Below are 17686 nucleotides of genomic sequence, written 5' to 3'. Positions count from 1 at the left end.
GCCAACTTCTTCGACACCCTGACCGTCAACACCGGCGCCCACACCGCCGCCCTGCATGAAGCCCTGCTGCAATACAACGAAGAAGGCGGCCTGCCCGCCCGTCATCAGCGCTACGCCGCCAACTGCCAGGCACTGATGGAAGAAATGGCCAAGCTGGGCCTGCGCAGCTTCCTGCCGGCCGCGATCCAGGCACCGATCATCGCCACGTTCCATGCACCGAAAGATCCGCGCTACCAGTTCAAGGAGTTCTACGAGCGCGTCAAGGCCAAGGGTTACATCCTCTACCCCGGCAAACTGACCCAGGTCGAAACCTTCCGCGTCGGCTGCATCGGCCATGTCCAACCGGCCGAAATGCGTGAAGCCGTGGCAGCCATCGGCGATGTGCTGCGCGAGATGGAAGTCCTCGACATCTGATCCGCCGCGATCCTTGTGGGAGCGGGCTTGCCCGCGATAGCGGTCTGACATTCACCATCGATGTCGACTGATAGGGCCTCATCGCGGGCAAGCCCGCTCCCACAGGTCAACCGAACTCCGAATAGCCCGTTTCTACAGGAATTTCACCATGAACTACGCAAACCCAACCAAACTGCAAGCCGCCATCCTCGACTGGGCCGGCACCGTGGTCGACTTCGGTTCTTTCGCACCGACGCAGATTTTTGTCGAGGCGTTCGCCGAGTTCGACGTTCAGGTATCCATCGACGAAGCACGTGGCCCCATGGGCATGGGCAAGTGGGATCACATCCGCACCCTGTGCGACCTGCCGGAAGTCGCCGAGCGTTATCGCAAGGTGTTCGGCCGCACCCCGACCGACGATGACGTCACCGCCATCTACGAGCGCTTCATGCCGCTGCAGATCGAAAAAATCGCCGAACACTCGGCGCTGATTCCGGGCGCCCTGGACACCATCGGCAACCTGCGCGCGCAAGGCATCAAGATCGGTTCCTGCTCCGGTTACCCGAAACAGGTCATGGACAAGGTTGTCGAACTGGCCGCCACCAACGGCTATGTGGCCGACCACGTGGTTGCCACCGACGAAGTGCCGAACGGCCGCCCATGGCCGGCACAGGCCCTGGCCAACGTGATTGCCCTGGGCATCGACGATGTCGCCGCTTGCGTGAAGATCGACGACACCGTCCCGGGTATCCTCGAAGGGCGTCGTGCCGGGATGTGGACCGTAGCGCTGATCTGCTCGGGCAACGCACTGGGCCTGGATTACGAAGGCTACCAAGCCCTGGCCAGCGACAAGCTGGACAGCGAACGCAAACGCATCCACGCCCTGTTCGAAAGCTCGCGCCCGCACTACATGATCGACACCATCAGCGACTTGCCCGCAGTGATCGCCGACATCAACAAGCGCCTGGCCAACGGTGAAATGCCGCAGTCCAGCTGATCCAAAAACACAACACCCCCTGTAGGAGCGAGCAAGCTCGCGATGGACGCCAAGGCAACGCATGCATTCAGACAGCACGCGTTTTCGTTAACGACCATCGCGAGCTTGCTCGCTCCTACAGGGAGACAGGCGATTTTTCTGTCAATTCGCTGAACCAGAGCCTCCAGCAACCGATCACCCTCAGGCAAATCCGGCAAAACAGGATTACAGTTAAAGCACACCGTCGATCAAGAACGGTGGCTTGTCCTGTGAGGAATGCCGCATGCCGTGGAAAAACTCCGCTTCGCGCTATAGCACCGTATCGATCGCGCTGCATTGGCTGATGCTTGTGCTGTTGGCGCTGGTTTATGCCTGTATCGAGCTTCGCGGCATCTTTCCGAAAGGCAGTGGTGGACGGACGCTGATCGTCGAATCGCACTTCATGCTCGGCCTGACCGTGTTCGTGCTGGTCTGGGTACGGTTGTTCGCCCGCAGCCTGGGCCCTGCGCCGGACATTTTCCCGGCTTCACCGCACTGGCAGATCACACTGGCCAGACTGATGCATTGGGCGCTGTACATTTTCATGATCGGCATGCCGATTCTTGGCTGGCTGGTGACCAGCGCCAAAGGCAATCAGGTGATGTTCTACGGCCTCGATCTGCCACTGCTCGTAGCCGAGAACAAGGAACTGGCGACGAAGCTCCAGCGTTGGCATGTACTGGGCGGCACCATCGGTTACTGGTTGATCGGCCTGCACGCGGTGGCCGGGCTGTATCACCATTACGTGGTGGGCGATAACACCTTGCTGCGGATGATGCCCAAGCGAATCAACAGGACTTGAGGCCGATTCCCCGGCGCCCCTGCAAGCCGCCGGTATGGACAAACACCAGTCGCGTGCCGGGGGCAAATCTTCCTGCTTCGACCTGTTGCCTGAGCGCCAGCAATGCCTTGCCGGTGTACAGCGGTTCAAAGGGAATGCCACAGGCTCTTTCGGTCTGCTCAATGAATTCGAGCAACGGCGGATCAACCTTTGCAAAGCCGCCACGGCTGGCGTCGAACAGTTCGTAGGCGCGGTCAGTCATACCCGCCTCCATCAAAATCTCCTCGACCTGCTGCGCCACGCCATGGTCATCGGGCACCGCCAGTGCGCCGTAAACCGGTTTTTCGCCGGCCTCGGCCAGCACCAGCCCGGCCAGCGTCGTGCCGGTCCCGCAGGCCAGCCACCAGCCGTCATGATCACGCCAACCTAAACCAGCCAATTGCTCGCCAACACATGCCCGCAATTGCATACAGCCGCGCGCGCCTGGCAAACCGCCTGCACCTTCAGGTACGGGGTGCAGCGTCGGGTATTGCGCCTGCCATGGCTCCCAGAAGCCCGCTTGATGTCGCGCTCGATAACCGCCATAACCCAGCCAGTGCAATTGCATGCCGAAGTCTTGCAGGTCGTCTATCGTCGGCGTTTGCTGCGGATGCCCGCGCAATAGCCCGACCGTGGCAAAGCCGAAGCGCTTGCCCGCGGCGGCCAGTGCATGCAGATGATTGGAATGCGCCCCGCCCAGGCTGATGATGCCTTCGGCACCGCGTTGCTCGGCGATCTTGAGATGCTCGATCAGCTTGAACCATTTGTTGCCGCTGATCAGTGGGTCGATCAGGTCCAGGCGCAGGATCGCGACCTCGATGCCGGCATCGGTGAGCCAATCGAGATGAAGAGGTTCCAGAGGGGCCTGGGGTTGCCAGTGATCGGGAGGGAAAAGCATTTGTACCTGATTGAGCGAACAAAGAATCGATATTCTAGTCGCTCAAAGGACGCCATCGCGAGCAGGCTCGCTCCCACAATGTGTCCGAGGACCAAAGGTGGGAGCGAGCCTGCTCGCGAAAGCTCGGCCTGCCTGTTACAACTCGGCGGCCAGACGCGAACCCTGGTTGATCGCCCGCTTGGCGTCCAGCTCCGCCGCGACATCCGCGCCACCGATCAGGTGCACCTTCTGCCCCGCCGCCACCAGGCCATCCTGCAACTCGCGCAGCGGGTCCTGCCCGGCGCAGATCACGATGTTGTCCACCGGCAGCACTTGCGGCTCGCCGGCTTCACCGATGCGAATGTGCAAGCCCTGATCATCGATCTTCAGGTACTCGACGCTGTTGAGCATCTGCACCTGCTTGTTCTTCAGACCGGTGCGATGAATCCAGCCGGTGGTCTTGCCCAGACCGTCACCCACCTTGGATTTCTTGCGTTGCAGCAGGAACACTTCCCGCGCCGGAGCATGGGGCGCGGCCTTCATGCCGGCCACACCACCGCGCGCCTCCAGGTGCGTATCGATGCCCCACTCCTTCCAGAACTCTTCACGATTCAGGCTGGTGGCCTGGCCCTGGTGAACCAGGAACTCGGACACGTCGAAGCCGATGCCGCCGGCGCCGATCACGGCCACACGCTTGCCCACCGGTTTGCGTTCGAGCAACACATCCAGGTAGCTCAGCACCTTGGCATTGTCCACGCCGGGAATCGCCGGTACACGCGGCGCAATGCCGGTGGCCAGGATGATCTCGTCGTAACCGCCCTCGACCAGGCTGGCCACGTCCACGCGGGTGTTCAGGCACACCTCGACGTTGGTGGTCTGCAATTTGCGACCGAAGTAACGCAGGGTTTCGTAGAACTCCTCCTTGCCCGGCACGCGCTTGGCGACGTTGAACTGGCCACCGATTTCGCCGGCTGCGTCAAACAGCGTCACCTGATGACCGCGTTCGGCGGCCACGGTCGCGGCGGACAGACCGGCCGGACCTGCGCCGACCACGGCGACTTTCTTGATCTGCCGCACCGGCAGGTAGTTGAGTTCGGTTTCATGGCAGGCGCGCGGGTTCACCAGGCAGGTGGTCAACTTGCCGCCGAAGGTGTGGTCCAGGCACGCCTGGTTGCAGCCGATGCAGGTGTTGATTTCGTCGGCGCGCCCTTCTGCGGCCTTGTTGACGAAGTCCGCGTCGGCCAGGAACGGCCGCGCCATGGACACCATGTCGGCATCGCCTTCGGCCAGGACCTGCTCGGCGACTTCCGGGGTGTTGATGCGGTTGGTGGTGATCAGCGGAATGCTCACCTCGCCACGCAGTTTGGCCGTGACCTTGGTGAATGCCGCGCGCGGGACCTTGGTGGCGATGGTCGGAATCCGCGCTTCGTGCCAGCCGATACCGGTGTTGATGATGGTCGCGCCGGCCTGCTCGATGGCCTTGGCCAGCAGCACGATCTCTTCCCAGGTGCTGCCACCTTCGACCAGATCGAGCATCGACAGACGGAAAATGATGATGAAGTTCGGGCCGACCGCTTCGCGAACCCGGCGTACGATTTCCACCGGCAGTCGCATGCGGTTTTCGTAGCTGCCGCCCCAGCGGTCGGTACGCTGGTTGGTGTGCGCCGCGAGGAACTGGTTAATGAAATAGCCTTCGGAGCCCATGATTTCGACGCCGTCGTACTCGGCCTGTTGCGCCAGGGTCGAACAGGTGACGAAATCGCGGATCTGCTTCTCGATGCCTTCCTCGTCCAGTTCCTTGGGCTTGAACGGGTTGATCGGCGCCTGAATGGCGCTGGGCGCGACCTGCTTGGGGCTGTAGGCATAACGGCCCGCATGGAGGATCTGCATGCAGATCTTGCCGCCCGCCTCGTGCACCGCGCGGGTCACGATTTGATGCTTGAGTGCTTCTTCCTCGGAGGTCAGTTTGGCCGCTCCGGAATACACGCCGCCTTCGTCGTTCGGGCCGATACCGCCCGTGACCATCAAGCCAACGCCACCGCGGGCACGCTCGGCGAAAAAGGCCGCCATACGCTCGAAACCGCCTGGCTTTTCTTCAAGCCCGGTGTGCATCGACCCCATCAGGGTACGGTTGCGCAGCGTGGTAAATCCCAGGTCCAGCGGGGCCAGCAGGTGCGGGTATTGAGCGGCGGTCATCGGAAACTCCACAACGAGCGATCACGGAAAATGTGTGGGCGCTCTTCGGCGCCCCTCTGTCTGTGTTACAGACTATGAGCACTAAAGGGGTCTCTCAATGACCGTAAGTGACAACTTAATGATCCAAATGTGCAGCAGGTTTCTACGAACGCCAGTGCGCAGAAGCCGGCTTGCCGGCGAAGGCGATTGTTCAGACGACACTGTGTCGAATGTACTCGCGCCATCGCCAGCAAGCCGGCTCCTGAAATTTTACTTCCTCGGCTGACTCACATCGCTGTCAGCCCCGCCCTTTCGATCCCTCTTCGGCCCGGCGTTGCGAGGCGTCCCGATAGTCGAGGTAGGTGCGCTGCGTGGCGATGTGGTCAGCAATGTACTTGGCATCGTGCCAGACGCCCCAGATAAAGGACGAACCACGACGGGACTGCCACGGCAAGCCCAGGAAGTAGATGCCGGACTCGCTCGACACCCCCCGCTGATGCAGTGGTTTGCCGTTTGCGTCGAACGCATCGACATTCATCCAGCTGTAATCCACTGCAAAACCGGTTGCCCAGATAATCGAGGTAACGCCGGCCTTGGCCAGGTCAAGCTCAAGGATGGGTTTAGTGACGCATTCCGGTTCCGGGTAAGTGCTGCGGGCCTCCGGTTCCAGCGGCAGATCCAGACCGTTGCGTTCAATGTAGGCATCGGCGGCATCGAGCAGCGACAGGTAGTTCTGATCGCCGCGGGCGAGGTTGTCGGCAAGATCCGTCTGGAACCTCACCACGCCGTCTTCGAAGGATCGGGTCAGGCCCACGAGTGTCATGCCCCGATGGGCAAGCCCACGAAAATCCACCGTACTGCCGCCATGGGCACCGCTGACCGCAATGGTGACGTGTTCCCTGCCCGGCTTCATCGCCGCGGCATCCCACTCGCCGAGAACCCCCAGCCACCAGCAGAAATCACGGTTGCGATAGCTCCGTGGCGGACGGTCGTGCTGGCCGACCGAGAGGTAGACCTTCCTCCCGGAACGCAACAACTCATCGGCAATCTGCACCCCCGAGGACCCGGCGCCCACGACCAGAATCGCACCTTCGGGCATCTGCTGCGGGTTGCGATAGTCGGCGGAGTGGATCTGGGTGAGCGTCTGGTCCTCAGGGGCAATCGACGGAATGACCGGCCGCTGGAAAGGTCCGGTTGCAGCTACAACGCGGTTGGCCTCGATCACGCCCTCGGACGTGGTAATCGTGAAACCGGGGCGGCCAACATTGCGTTCGACTTTCTTCACGTCCACGCCGGTACGGATGGGGGCGTTGAACTTGCGGGCATAGGCTTCGAAGTAGTCCGCAACCCGCTCTTTCGGCGCAAAACCGTCGGGGCTGAGGTCGTCGAACTCAAGCCCGGGAAAGCGATCGTGCCAGGCCGGACCATTGGCAACCAGTGAATCCCACCGCCCGGTGCGCCACTTTTCGGCGATGCGATTGCGCTCCAGGACGAGGTGCGGCACCCCGAGCTTGCTCAGGTGCTCGCTCATGGCCACGCCTGCCTGACCGGCGCCAACAACCAGCGTATCTATTTCGGTTTTTCCAACTGTCATGTCTGCGTCCTTCTCAAAGGCAATTTGATTCAGGCCAGGACCAGGGACCGCGCCTGCATCGTTGAAACTTGCGACTGTGGGGTGGGTGTTCGCAGCATTCTGTTCAGATACAGGGATTAGCGAAATTATGATTTTTGTGGTCGTTAGGCAGGAAAAAGCTAGAGGGCGTCCGACGCATTTTTTGTTGCGGACAAAAGATCACGACCCCCATCAGGGCGATGAGGGGCCGTCGTTACAGAGGGTTCAGTCTTTCAGCATGCCATGGCACATCAGGCCGAGCACATCGCGCATGTGTTTGGCGTGGGCTGCCCTGTCAGGGGTTTTCTCGGTCGCCAGGCCGATGAACGCCATGTTGGCGTACTGGTTGAACACGGTCGCCGCCACGTCGATGTCGACCGTCTCCTTCAACGCGCCCTGGCGTTGAAAATGCTGCAGCAGCGCTCGGGTTTCCTCGATGACCGCGGCGTTCCAGGGCTGGAACGTCTCGGCAAGATCACCGGTGAACAGGAACGGCGCAAGCTCGCGCCACAGCGAAGCCGGCATCGCCCGCAGCTGGTAGGTGGTCATCAGGCCTTCAAGCTCGCACAAGGCGTCCAGCGGGTCCGAATTCTCGTCGAGTCGCGAGCGAGCCTCACGCATCGCTTGCTGGTCGGGCTCCTTGAGCAGCGCGAGGAGGATTTCCTGCTTGCCACCGAAATAGTTCACCACCGTCGGTGCGGACACCCCGGCCTGATTGGCGATCTGTTCCAGCGTCGTCGCCATGAACCCATGGGTCTTGAAAAGCTCCAGGGCGGCGTCAGCGATCAATTGCCTGCGCTGCTCCTTTTGTCGCTCTCTGAGTCCGGTCATTTCTTTCCTGAGGTGCGGTGTCGATGCGGCACAGCCTATGGGCATTTATTTTCGACGACAAATATTTTCTTTACAAAAATATTTTTAGGTGCCAAATATTAGTTGCCCTCTTGGCAACCACCTGGCGTGCGCCGAACCAGCCATCACTGATGCGCGCCTCTGCCAAGCCCAATTGCGCCACCGGCGCACTGACACTGGAGACATGCAATGTCCGCTGAACTCAACCCGACCCGCACCACGAGTGACTATCAGGCGTCCGATGCGGCCCACCACATTCACGCCTTCGTTGACCAGAAATCCCTGAATGAGGAAGGCCCGCGCGTCATGGTTCGCGGTGAGCGACTGGCATTGTGGGATAACGATGGCAAGCGCTATCTGGATGGCATGTCGGGCCTGTGGTGCACCAACCTCGGCTATGGACGAAAGGACCTGGCCGCCGCCGCGAGCGCGCAACTGGAGCAGTTGCCGTACTACAACATGTTCTTCCACACCACTCACCCGGCCGTGATCGAACTGTCCGAACTGCTCTTCAGCCTGTTGCCCGGGCACTACAGCCACGCGATCTACACCAACTCCGGCTCCGAAGCCAACGAGGTGCTGATCCGCACGGTGCGCAAGTTCTGGCAGGTCATGGGCAAGCCGGAAAAGAAAATCATGATCGGTCGCTGGAACGGCTACCACGGCTCGACACTGGCCGCGACGGCGCTGGGCGGCATGAAGTTCATGCACGAAATGGGCGGCACCATCCCGGATGTGGCGCACATCGACGAACCGTACTGGTACGCCCACGAAGGTGACCTGAGCCCGGAAGAATTCGGTCTGCGGGCAGCCCGTCAACTGGAGGAAAAGATCCTCGAACTCGGCGCGGACAAGGTCGCGGCCTTCATTGCCGAGCCGTTTCAGGGTGCCGGTGGCATGATCATTCCGCCGGACACCTACTGGCCCGAGATTCAACGTATCTGTCGCAAGTACGACGTCTTGCTGTGCGCCGACGAAGTGATCGGCGGGTTCGGCAGGACCGGCGAATGGTTCGCCCACCAGGCCTTCGGCTTCGAGCCCGACACACTCTCCATCGCCAAGGGACTGACCTCGGGCTACATCCCGATGGGTGGCTTGATTCTGTCGCGACGCATGGCTGAAGCCCTGGTGGAAAAAGGCGGCGTGTTCGCCCACGGGCTGACCTATTCCGGGCACCCCGTCGCCGCTGCCGTGGCCATTGCCAACCTGAAGGCACTGCGTGATGAAGGCGTGGTGACACAGGTGCGAAACGACACCGGGCCTTACCTGCAAAACTGCTTGCGCGAGGTCTTTTCCAATCACCCGCTGGTGGGTGATGTCCAGGGTGTCGGCCTGGTGGCAGCCCTGCAACTGGCCGAAGACAAGGCCACCCGCAAGCGCTTCGTCAACGAGAACGATATCGCCTGGCGCTGCCGAACCATCGGCTTCGAAGAAGGCGTCATCATCCGCTCGACACTGGGCCGCATGATCATGGCCCCGGCACTGGTCGCCACGCGCCTGGAGCTCGACGAGCTGGTCGAGAAGACGCGCATCGCCGTCGACCGTACCGCGCGGGAATACGGCCGGCTTTAACTGCGGCCGGCTTCAACCGTCAGACCGGCCCACTCCACGGGCCGGTCACTTGTGCATACCCCATTGCAGCCCATCCGCCTGTCGTCCCGCACGCAGGCGCCCTAACCACTTTTTACTTATCCAAGCACCACAAAAAACCTCGTTTCGCCCACCGCAGGGCATCGACAGAATGGCGTCATACCCAACAAAAAACCGGGGCTCACACTGGTTCGTCAGCCCCCGCCGTCTTAATCAGAGGAAACGTGCATGACTCAGCCCACCCACACGCGCATCCGCATGTTCAACACCAAAGAGACCTATCCCAATCAGAAGCTGGACAACGACCTCTGCCAGGCCGTCCGCGCCGGCAACACCGTGTATGTTCGCGGCCAGATCGGCACCGACTTCGAAGGCAACCTCGTCGGTCTTGGCGACCCGCGTGCCCAGGCCGAACAAGCCATGCGCAACGTCAAGCAACTGCTTGAGGAGGCCGGCAGCGACCTGAGCCACATCGTCAAGACCACGACTTACCTGGTCGACCCTCGTTATCGGGAACCGGTCTACCAGGAAGTCGGGAAATGGCTCAAGGGGGTTTTCCCGATCTCCACCGGCCTCATCATTTCCGGGCTGGGACAACCGGAATGGCTGATGGAAATCGATGTAATCGCCGTCATTCCGGAATAAAAAGGACGAACTCACCATGACGTTTTCAATCGTCGGTCGTTGCGCCGAAACCGGTCAACTGGGCATCGCCATCAGCTCCTCCAGCATTGCCGTGGGCGCACGTTGCCCATGGCTGCGCCCGGGCGTGGGTGCCGTCGCCACACAGAACATCACCCTCCCCGCCCTGGGCCCTCAGGTTCTCGACCAGATGGAGAGCGGGCATTCACCCGCCGATGCACTGGACAAGGCGCTGACCAGCAATGGCTACAGTCAGTTCCGCCAGCTCACGGCCATCGATCACCTGGGGCGGACCGCGCATTTCAGTGGCAGTCACACCCTCGGCACCCATAACGCCATTGCCGGTGACCAGTGTGTGGCGGCCGGCAACATGCTGGCCAACCAAGCCGTGATCGAAGCCCTGGTGCAGACGTTCGAAAACAGCGGCGGCCAGTTGGCCGACCGTCTGCTGGCCGCCATGCAGGCCGCCGTGGCTGCCGGCGGTGAGGCCGGCCCGGTTCACTCGGCCGCGCTGGTCGTGGTGGGGGACCTGACCTGGCCCATCGTCGACCTGCGTGTCGACTGGGCGGACGAAGACCCGATCGGCCAACTGGCACAGTTGTGGACGGCCTACCGTCCACAGATGCAGGACTACATCGTGCGCGCCCTCGACCCGACCAAGGCGCCCAGTTATGGCGTGCCGGGGGATGAATGAATGAGCAGTAGCCGAGACTTGCTGGCCGCGCTGGTCGGATTCGACACCACCAGCCGTGAATCGAATCTTCAGTTGATCGAGTTCGTGCGCGACTACCTGAACCGGCTCGACGTGCCTTGCGAGCTGATCTTCAATGACACGCGAAGCAAGGCCAATCTGTTCGCCACGCTGGGCCCGGACGATCGTCCGGGCATTGTGCTTTCCGGTCACACCGACGTGGTTCCGGTGGACGGTCAGCCCTGGACCGTTGCGCCCTTCGAGCTCAGCGAAAAAAACGGCAAGCTCTATGGGCGTGGTACCGCCGACATGAAGGGCTACATCGCCTGCGTGCTGGCTGCCGTGCCGAACCTGTTGGCGGCACCGTTGCGCATGCCGGTGCACATCGCACTGTCCTATGACGAGGAAGTCGGCTGCCTGGGCGTGCGCTCACTGCTCGCCGAGCTGCAGCAGCGGCCCCACAAACCCCTGATGTGCATCATCGGCGAACCCACCGAACTCAAACCGGTACTCGGTCACAAGGGCAAACTGGCCATGCGCTGCGACGTCCACGGGGCAGCCTGTCATTCGGCTTATGCGCCGCAGGGTGTCAATGCGATCGAATACGCCGCGCAACTGATCGGCGAACTGGGCCGGATCGGCGCCGGCCTGCGCTCACCTGAGCTGCATGATCCGCGCTTCGACCCGCCTTTTTCCACGGTGCAAACCGGCGTGATCAGTGGTGGCAAGGCACTCAACATCGTCCCTGCCGACTGTCGTTTCGATTTCGAAGTCCGCGCGCTTCCCGCACAAGACCCGCGCAAGGTGGCCGAGCAACTTGCGCATTACGCCGAGCAGGACCTATTGCCCAGGATGCGCGCCGTGGATGCAGGCAGTGCCATCCGCTTTTCCGAGCTGTCGGCCTATCCGGGATTGGCTACCGACGCCCACAGTGAAGCGGCACAATTGATTGCGCAGTTCTGCGGTTCGGACGAGTTCACCACGGTTGCGTTCGGCACCGAAGGCGGGTTGTTCGACGCCATCGGCATTGCCACCGTGGTCTGCGGACCGGGCAGCATGGATCAGGGCCACAAGCCCGATGAGTTCGTCAGCATCGAGCAACTGGACGCCTGTGACGCCATGCTCGAGCGCATGGCGCTGGCATTGCGCAGCTGACCTCAGATGTCCACGTTGTCTGCCAGCACCTGGCGACAATGATCGAGAAAAAGTTGTGCAGGCTTGGTCAGCTGCGACCGCCGTAGCCAGGCCGCGGAAAGTCCCGACCCCGTGACTTCCTCGGCCAATGGCACGCAGACCACCTTCTGCCCATCGTAGGTGTATTCGGAATGCGGCCGGGTCACCAGAATCGAAAAGCCGAAACCGCGTCCGACCATGCCCCTGACCATTTCAATGGAAGGTGAGCTGAAGAGAATATGCGGGTTTAGCCCGCGTTCTTCGAAAATGCTCACGAAGTAGGTCCGGCTGGGTTGCACGTCAAGGAGCACCATGGGTTCCAGGACCAGATCGCTGAGCGAGACTTTCGCCTGGTGGGCAAAACGATGCCCGTGCGGCAACAACGCATAGGGTTGTTGCGGCGCCATCAACGGCACGGTCTCGATGGTGCCGTCCAGATCATGTTCATAGAGCATCGCCAGGTCGATGCTGCCGGAGGTGAGGCCCTGGACCAGTTCCTGTTGCTCACCGTCGCGGATGCGCACTTCCACCCCCGGCCAACGATCACGGAAACCGGCGATCAGCTTCGGCAAGTAAAGCGGCGCAACGGTTTCAAAACAGCCGATGTCGATCTGGCCGGAGACTACATCGTTATCGGCCAGCGCGTTCTGCTCGAACTCATGGGCGACTTGCAGCAACTCCCGGGCCTTGCGGTAAAAGCGTGCGCCACTGGGCGTCAGCGACACCCCTTGCGCATGGTGACGGATCAACAGCTGCACGCCGAAACTTTCTTCCAGATGCTTGATGGCAGTGGAAACCGACGGTTGGGCGATGTAGAGCTTGCGTGACGCCTCGGCGACACTGCCGCATTCGACGGTGGTGATGAAATACTTGAGTTGCCGCAGGTTGTAAGCTGCCATGAGTACCTCAAAAGGGCTGGATCAATGCCTCAAAACGGGGCGCAAACCGTCGTCAATCCATGACCCGACGTGTGGGCTGCAACAACCTCACCTATCAATTCCAATGCTGTTCATCCTGTAGGAGCGAGCATGCTCGCGATGGAGGCGCAAACGACGCGGGAATTCAGACATCCCGCGTCATCGTTGACGACAATCGCGAGCATGCTCGCTCCTACAGTGAACAGCATTGCATCAATCAATACAGGCTTCACCCGCGCGCCTGCAATTCTGCGATGCAGGCGCGCGGTGGGAAACAAGCAAATTCCTGCCTATTGAAACTAAAAAAACTCTCTCGACGATCACCTCTGACGCACCAGAGAGGTGCGCGGCTGCCGAGTTTTTTTATCGACAGCGAGCATATTTTTACTCATTTCCTGCCTGTTGCACCTGAGCCACTATCGCCGCAACTCATCGTCAATGGCGCCCTCACCGGCGCCCCTGGAGCTTGCAGTGACCGACTTGAACAACTGGCAACGCCTGGCAAAAAAACAGCACTTCATTGATACGGCGAACATCGGCGGGCGTGCCCATCGCTCAGAGGACGGCAAGACGTTCGCGGTCATCAACCCGGCCACCAATACCCTGCTCGCCCATGTCGCCGCCTGCTCTGACGCAGATGTCGACCTGGCCGTCGCTGTCGCGCGCAATGCGTTCGAGCATGGCGCCTGGGCGCGGATGGCCCCCAGGGAGCGCAAAGCCATTCTCCTGCGCCTGTCCGAGTTGATTCTGGCCAATCGCGAGGAGCTGGCGCTGCTCGATTCGCTCAGCATGGGCAAGCCGGTCATGGACGCCTACATGGTCGATGTGCCGGGCGCCGCGCAGGTTTTCGCCTGGTACGCCGAAAGCCTCGACAAGCTGTATGACCAGGTGGCGCCCACCGGTCGCGATGCGCTGGCCACCATCACCCGGGTGCCGTTGGGTGTCATCGCCGCGGTGGTGCCATGGAACTTCCCCCTGGATATGGCGGCGTGGAAACTGGCGCCCGCACTGGCGGCGGGCAACAGCGTGATCCTCAAACCAGCCGAACAGTCGCCCTTCTCGGCCCTGCGCCTGGCCGAACTGGCCTTGCAGGCCGGCGTGCCGGAAGGCGTGCTCAACGTGGTCACCGGCCTCGGTGAGCAGGCCGGACGCGCACTCGGCCTGCATCCGGATGTCGATGCGCTGGCGTTCACCGGCTCGACCGAAGTGGGCAAGTACTTCATGCAGTACTCGGCGCAATCGAATCTCAAGCAAGTCTGGCTGGAGTGCGGCGGCAAGAGTCCGAACCTGGTGTTCGACGATTGCCAGGACCTGGACCTGGCGGCCGAAAAAGCGGCGTTCGGGATTTTCTTCAATCAGGGTGAAGTGTGCTCGGCGAACTCGCGACTGCTGGTGCAGCGTTCCATTCACGACCAGTTCGTCGAGCGTCTGATCGAGAAGGCCCGCCACTGGCAGCCCGGCGATCCGCTGGACCCCGCCAGCAAAATGGGCGCCATCGTCGACGCCCGGCAAGCCGAGCGCATCATGGGTTACATCAACGCGGCAACGGCCAGCGGCGCACGCCTGGTGACCGGTGGTGATCGCCTGTCGATCAACGGCTCGAACAATTTCATCCAGCCCACGCTGTTCACCGATGTCAGCCCCGACATGCCGTTGTCCCGCGAGGAAGTCTTCGGCCCGGTGCTGGCGATCACCCCGTTCGACGATGAAGACCAGGCCATCAGGATCGCCAACGACCATATCTACGGACTGGCGGCGTCGGTCTGGACCGACGACCTCAACCGTGCACATCGCGTGGCGGGTCGGCTCAATGCCGGGACCGTGTCGGTGAACACGGTGGATGCCCTGGACGTCTGCGTACCTTTCGGTGGCGGCAAGCAGTCGGGTTTCGGCCGGGACCTCTCGCTGCACTCATTCGACAAGTACACGCAACTGAAAACCACGTGGTTCCAGTTGCGTTGAAATCCGCCTACCGCAAGTGACTTGAAACGCCGCTGTGCCTACCGCGACAGCGGCGTTTCAGGCGCTGTTTCCGCACGCTCCACAAGCGCGCCGCAAACCACTTTTTTCCTCGTCAGCAACGACATATTTACTAATTTTCCTGCTCCGAGACATCAGCCAACATCAATGCCGCACACAGAGGTAAAGGGTCCGCCAGAGACCATAGGAAACTCACTTTTTGGCGATGCCCACTGCCCCGAAATATACGAACAAAAAACCATCGTTCCGGGAGTGCTCCATGATCAAGTCCTTGCTTACCCGCTTAACCCATCCGCTGGCCGTCACCGCCATCGCCGCGACGGTCGCCACCAGCGCCCAGGCCGGCACCCTGTCCATCGGTCACACCACATGGGTCGGCTACGGCACCCTCTACCTCGCCCAGGACCTGGGTTACTTCAAGGAAAACGGTTTGACGGTCGAGCTGCCGGTGGTCGAAGAAGCCTCGATGTACATGGCCGGCCAGGCCTCGGGACAATTGTCCGGCTCGGCGTCGACCATCGATGAAGTGCTCAAGTACCGTCCGCAGTTCTGCTTCAAGGCCGTGGCCGCACTGGATGACAGCCATGGTGGCGACGGTGTGCTTGTGGGCAAGGACGTCAAGAGCCTGCAGGAACTCAAGGGCAAGGCCGTGGCAGTCAACGAAGGCTCCACCTCACAGTTCTGGTTGTCCTACCTGCTGAAAAAACATGGCATGACCATGAGCGATATCACCGTGCAGAACATGACGGCCGACGACGCCGCCACAGCGTTCATCGCCGGTCGTGTACCGGCCGCCGTCACCTGGGAGCCGCACCTGTCGATGGTGCGCAGCAAGCAACAAGGCAAGGTGCTGATCGACAGCAGCAGCACTCCGGGCGTCATCGTCGACGTGGTGGCGCTCAACTGCTCGGTCATCGAAAAGCAGCCTGAAGACGTCAAGGCCCTGGTGGCCGGCCTGTACAAAGCGGTCAAGTACACCCAGGACCATCCGGAAAAGGCCTACGAAATCATGGCCAAGGGCGTCGGTGGTTACCTGGCCGATCCCAAGGAACTGGCCGCTGCCGCCAAAGGCGTGCGCTTCTACGATCAGGCGATGAGCGAACAACTGCTCGGCAAACCGGGCAAACCGGGCGACAGCGCAGCGCTGATTCAACTGGCCAACGAAACCGCCAGCGAATTGCAGGGCAAACCCTACAACGTCAGCAATGACGACTTGATCGACAACCGCTTTGTCAGCCCGCTCTAGGAGGTCCTCATGTTCAAGCGCAATTCATGGCTGAACCGTTGTCTTACCCCGAAAACCAGTTTGCCGGGCCAGGTGATCTGGAGCGCCAGTGCCCTGGCCTGGGTGATGCTGATCGGGCTGTGGGCCGGCCTGTCCTACGGCGGCCTGGTGCCTGGCATGTTCCTGCCGACACCCGGCGCGGTGCTTGAGGCCGGCGTGCGCCTGGGCCGTGCCGGAACGCTGGGCGAACACGTCTGGGCCAGCGTGGAAGTGGTGATGGTCGGGTTCGTGGTGTCTTCGGTGGTGGCCGTCCCGCTGGGCTTGCTGATGGGCAGTTTCCGGGTGGTTCAGGCGTTCCTCGAACCCCTGGTCAACTTCATCCGCTACCTGCCGGTCACCTCGTTCGTTCCCCTGTTCATTCTGTGGATCGGCATCGGTCTGGAGCAGCGGGTATCGGTGATCATTTTCGGGGTGTTCTTCCAGCAGCTGGTGATGATCGCGGACGTGTCCAAAGGCATCTCCAAGGACCTGATCAACGCGTCCTACACATTGGGCTCCAATCGCCGCGATGCGGTCCTGCATGTGATCGCCCCGGCGTCCTTGCCAGGTGTGCTCGATACCTTGCGCGTCACCATGGGATGGGCCTGGACCTATCTGGTGGTCGCCGAGCTGGTTGCCGCATCGAGCGGCCTTGGCTACCTCAGCCTCAAAGCCATGCGCGGCTTCCAGGTCGATGTGATTTTCCTGGCGATTGCCGTGATCGGCCTCTTGGGCCTGATCACCGATCAACTTTTCAGAATTCTTCGCTTGAAGGTGGCCGCATGGGCTCAGTAACCGCAACTTCCCCAAGACTCGTCACCCCCGTCAGCGCCGCACCCAATGCAGCACCACGCCTCAAAGTGGACAAGGTCAGCCTGCGCTACCAGACATCGGCGGGCGAAACCTTCACCGCGCTGGAGCAAGTGTCGTTCGAAGTACCTGACCAGCAGTTCGCTGTGCTGGTCGGCCCCTCGGGCTGCGGCAAATCCAGTTTGCTGTACCTGACAGCAGGTCTTGCCGAGCCCACCTCGGGGGAAATCTACGTCGGCGGCCAGCAAGTCGACGGGCCAGGGGCCGATCGCGGCATGGTGTTCCAGGGCTACACCTTGTTCCCGTGGCTGACGGTACGACAGAACATCGAGTTCGGGCTCAAGCGCCGGGGCATGCCCGCCCGGGAACGCAAGGACATCGTCGACTACTACGTCAACGAAGTCGGGCTCGCCAGGTTCGCCGACAACTATGCCAAGCAGCTGTCGGGCGGCATGATGCAACGGGTCGCGATTGCCCGGGCACTGGCCAACGATCCGCAGATCCTGCTCATGGACGAACCTTTCGGCGCCCTCGACAGCCAGACACGCCTGCAGATGCAACAACTGCTGTTGCGGGTCTGGGAACACAGCAAGAAGACGGTGCTGTTTGTCACCCACGATATCGACGAAGCGATTCTGCTCGGCGACCGCATCTTCGTCATGGGCGCACGCCCGGGGCGGATCAAGGAAGTGCTTGACGTTCCAATGCAGCGCCCGAGATCGCTGGATATGGTGATGGAACCGGAGTTCATCAAAATGAAGCGTGACATCTTCCATCTTCTGCATGACGGTCCGGAAGACCATCACCACTGACGCCAGACCTGCAAAAAAACCGGGAGATCACCTGAGGTGACCTCCCGGTAACGCTTAATCGGTACA

General features: G+C 61.3%; 16 protein-coding genes and 1 pseudogene. 12 read left to right on the top strand and 5 right to left on the bottom strand.

Annotation, left to right across the window (positions count from 1 at the left end; genetic code table 11):
* The 3 genes and pseudogenes from ACQKP2_RS04655 to ACQKP2_RS04645 form a co-directional block, all read left to right on the top strand.
* Nucleotides 1-414: pseudogene (locus ACQKP2_RS04655) on the top strand (hypothetical protein); the annotation flags it as partial.
* A 148-nt stretch (nucleotides 415-562) separates the two neighbouring features.
* Nucleotides 563-1390 (top strand): phosphonoacetaldehyde hydrolase, encoded by an 828-nt coding sequence (gene phnX, locus ACQKP2_RS04650; protein ID WP_427574739.1) that lies wholly within the window; start codon nucleotides 563-565, stop codon nucleotides 1388-1390.
* Nucleotides 1391-1652: 262 nt separating this feature from the next.
* Complete coding sequence (locus tag ACQKP2_RS04645; RefSeq protein ID WP_427574737.1) at nucleotides 1653-2210, top strand: cytochrome b; 558 nt, start codon at nucleotides 1653-1655, stop codon at nucleotides 2208-2210.
* Here ACQKP2_RS04645 and ACQKP2_RS04640 read toward each other — a convergent pair.
* From ACQKP2_RS04640 to ACQKP2_RS04625, 4 genes are all read right to left on the bottom strand, one after another.
* Complete coding sequence (locus tag ACQKP2_RS04640; protein ID WP_427574736.1) at nucleotides 2197-3126, bottom strand: 1-aminocyclopropane-1-carboxylate deaminase/D-cysteine desulfhydrase; 930 nt, start codon at nucleotides 3124-3126, stop codon at nucleotides 2197-2199. The genes ACQKP2_RS04645 and ACQKP2_RS04640 overlap by 14 nt on opposite strands.
* A 135-nt stretch (nucleotides 3127-3261) precedes the next feature.
* A complete protein-coding gene (locus ACQKP2_RS04635) occupies nucleotides 3262-5301 on the bottom strand; it encodes an FAD-dependent oxidoreductase (RefSeq protein WP_427574734.1) in 2040 nt (679 codons plus the stop codon).
* A 277-nt stretch (nucleotides 5302-5578) separates the two neighbouring features.
* Nucleotides 5579-6874, bottom strand: a complete 1296-nt coding sequence (locus ACQKP2_RS04630; RefSeq protein ID WP_427574732.1) for a flavin-containing monooxygenase — start codon at nucleotides 6872-6874, stop codon at nucleotides 5579-5581.
* 243 nt (nucleotides 6875-7117) lie between these two features.
* Nucleotides 7118-7723, bottom strand: coding sequence for a TetR/AcrR family transcriptional regulator (locus ACQKP2_RS04625; RefSeq protein WP_427574730.1), 606 nt, complete (start codon nucleotides 7721-7723; stop codon nucleotides 7118-7120).
* Between the two features lie 207 nt (nucleotides 7724-7930).
* Here ACQKP2_RS04625 and ACQKP2_RS04620 point away from each other — a divergent pair, with 207 nt between their 5' ends.
* From ACQKP2_RS04620 to argE, 4 genes are all read left to right on the top strand, one after another.
* Nucleotides 7931-9313, top strand: a complete 1383-nt coding sequence (locus ACQKP2_RS04620) for an aspartate aminotransferase family protein (RefSeq protein ID WP_427574728.1) — start codon at nucleotides 7931-7933, stop codon at nucleotides 9311-9313.
* A 246-nt stretch (nucleotides 9314-9559) separates the two neighbouring features.
* The gene (locus ACQKP2_RS04615) at nucleotides 9560-9976 is read left to right on the top strand and encodes a RidA family protein (protein ID WP_427574726.1); all 417 of its coding nucleotides are present in this window, start codon (nucleotides 9560-9562) and stop codon (nucleotides 9974-9976) included.
* A 16-nt stretch (nucleotides 9977-9992) separates the two neighbouring features.
* Entirely contained in the window at nucleotides 9993-10667 is a 675-nt protein-coding gene (locus tag ACQKP2_RS04610; protein ID WP_427574725.1) for a DUF1028 domain-containing protein, read from the top strand.
* Nucleotides 10668-11819: an acetylornithine deacetylase gene (gene argE, locus ACQKP2_RS04605; protein ID WP_427574723.1), complete on the top strand. Its 1152-nt coding sequence runs from the start codon at nucleotides 10668-10670 to the stop codon at nucleotides 11817-11819.
* Between the two features lie 2 nt (nucleotides 11820-11821).
* On the opposite strand, the gene ACQKP2_RS04600 is transcribed toward argE, so the two are convergent.
* The gene (locus ACQKP2_RS04600) at nucleotides 11822-12736 is read right to left on the bottom strand and encodes a LysR family transcriptional regulator (RefSeq protein ID WP_427574721.1); all 915 of its coding nucleotides are present in this window, start codon (nucleotides 12734-12736) and stop codon (nucleotides 11822-11824) included.
* A gap of 59 nt (nucleotides 12737-12795) precedes the next feature.
* Between ACQKP2_RS04600 and ACQKP2_RS04595 the strand changes: the two genes are divergently transcribed.
* From ACQKP2_RS04595 to ACQKP2_RS04575, 5 genes are all read left to right on the top strand, one after another.
* A complete protein-coding gene (locus tag ACQKP2_RS04595) occupies nucleotides 12796-13278 on the top strand; it encodes a hypothetical protein (protein WP_427574743.1) in 483 nt (160 codons plus the stop codon).
* On the top strand, nucleotides 13193-14716 hold the full coding sequence (locus ACQKP2_RS04590; RefSeq protein ID WP_427574719.1) for an aldehyde dehydrogenase: 1524 nt from the start codon (nucleotides 13193-13195) through the stop codon (nucleotides 14714-14716). The genes ACQKP2_RS04595 and ACQKP2_RS04590 overlap by 86 nt, the downstream gene beginning before the upstream one ends.
* 277 nt (nucleotides 14717-14993) lie before the next feature.
* Entirely contained in the window at nucleotides 14994-15980 is a 987-nt protein-coding gene (locus ACQKP2_RS04585) for an ABC transporter substrate-binding protein (RefSeq protein ID WP_427574717.1), read from the top strand.
* Between the two features lie 9 nt (nucleotides 15981-15989).
* A complete protein-coding gene (locus tag ACQKP2_RS04580) occupies nucleotides 15990-16793 on the top strand; it encodes an ABC transporter permease (protein WP_427574715.1) in 804 nt (267 codons plus the stop codon).
* Complete coding sequence (locus ACQKP2_RS04575) at nucleotides 16781-17620, top strand: ABC transporter ATP-binding protein (RefSeq protein WP_427574714.1); 840 nt, start codon at nucleotides 16781-16783, stop codon at nucleotides 17618-17620. Before ACQKP2_RS04580 ends, ACQKP2_RS04575 begins: the two co-directional genes overlap by 13 nt.
* Nucleotides 17621-17686 lie beyond the last annotated feature (66 nt).

The organism is Pseudomonas sp. NPDC089569 (genome assembly GCF_050280625.1).
Classification (GTDB): domain Bacteria; phylum Pseudomonadota; class Gammaproteobacteria; order Pseudomonadales; family Pseudomonadaceae; genus Aquipseudomonas.
Note: the sequence above shows the minus strand (reverse complement) of the source record. Positions and strands in the feature narration are given on the sequence as shown.

Coding starts and splice junctions, on each gene's coding strand:
- phnX (WP_427574739.1), top strand. CDS start 563: ATGAACTACGCAAACCCAACCAAACTGCAAGCCGCCATCCTCGACTGG.
- ACQKP2_RS04635 (WP_427574734.1), bottom strand. CDS start 5,301: ATGACCGCCGCTCAATACCCGCACCTGCTGGCCCCGCTGGACCTGGGA.
- ACQKP2_RS04600 (WP_427574721.1), bottom strand. CDS start 12,736: ATGGCAGCTTACAACCTGCGGCAACTCAAGTATTTCATCACCACCGTC.
- ACQKP2_RS04625 (WP_427574730.1), bottom strand. CDS start 7,723: ATGACCGGACTCAGAGAGCGACAAAAGGAGCAGCGCAGGCAATTGATC.
- ACQKP2_RS04610 (WP_427574725.1), top strand. CDS start 9,993: ATGACGTTTTCAATCGTCGGTCGTTGCGCCGAAACCGGTCAACTGGGC.
- ACQKP2_RS04575 (WP_427574714.1), top strand. CDS start 16,781: ATGGGCTCAGTAACCGCAACTTCCCCAAGACTCGTCACCCCCGTCAGC.
- ACQKP2_RS04615 (WP_427574726.1), top strand. CDS start 9,560: ATGACTCAGCCCACCCACACGCGCATCCGCATGTTCAACACCAAAGAG.
- ACQKP2_RS04620 (WP_427574728.1), top strand. CDS start 7,931: ATGTCCGCTGAACTCAACCCGACCCGCACCACGAGTGACTATCAGGCG.
- argE (WP_427574723.1), top strand. CDS start 10,668: ATGAGCAGTAGCCGAGACTTGCTGGCCGCGCTGGTCGGATTCGACACC.
- ACQKP2_RS04590 (WP_427574719.1), top strand. CDS start 13,193: ATGGCGCCCTCACCGGCGCCCCTGGAGCTTGCAGTGACCGACTTGAAC.
- ACQKP2_RS04640 (WP_427574736.1), bottom strand. CDS start 3,126: ATGCTTTTCCCTCCCGATCACTGGCAACCCCAGGCCCCTCTGGAACCT.
- ACQKP2_RS04595 (WP_427574743.1), top strand. CDS start 12,796: ATGACCCGACGTGTGGGCTGCAACAACCTCACCTATCAATTCCAATGC.
- ACQKP2_RS04585 (WP_427574717.1), top strand. CDS start 14,994: ATGATCAAGTCCTTGCTTACCCGCTTAACCCATCCGCTGGCCGTCACC.
- ACQKP2_RS04630 (WP_427574732.1), bottom strand. CDS start 6,874: ATGACAGTTGGAAAAACCGAAATAGATACGCTGGTTGTTGGCGCCGGT.
- ACQKP2_RS04580 (WP_427574715.1), top strand. CDS start 15,990: ATGTTCAAGCGCAATTCATGGCTGAACCGTTGTCTTACCCCGAAAACC.
- ACQKP2_RS04645 (WP_427574737.1), top strand. CDS start 1,653: ATGCCGTGGAAAAACTCCGCTTCGCGCTATAGCACCGTATCGATCGCG.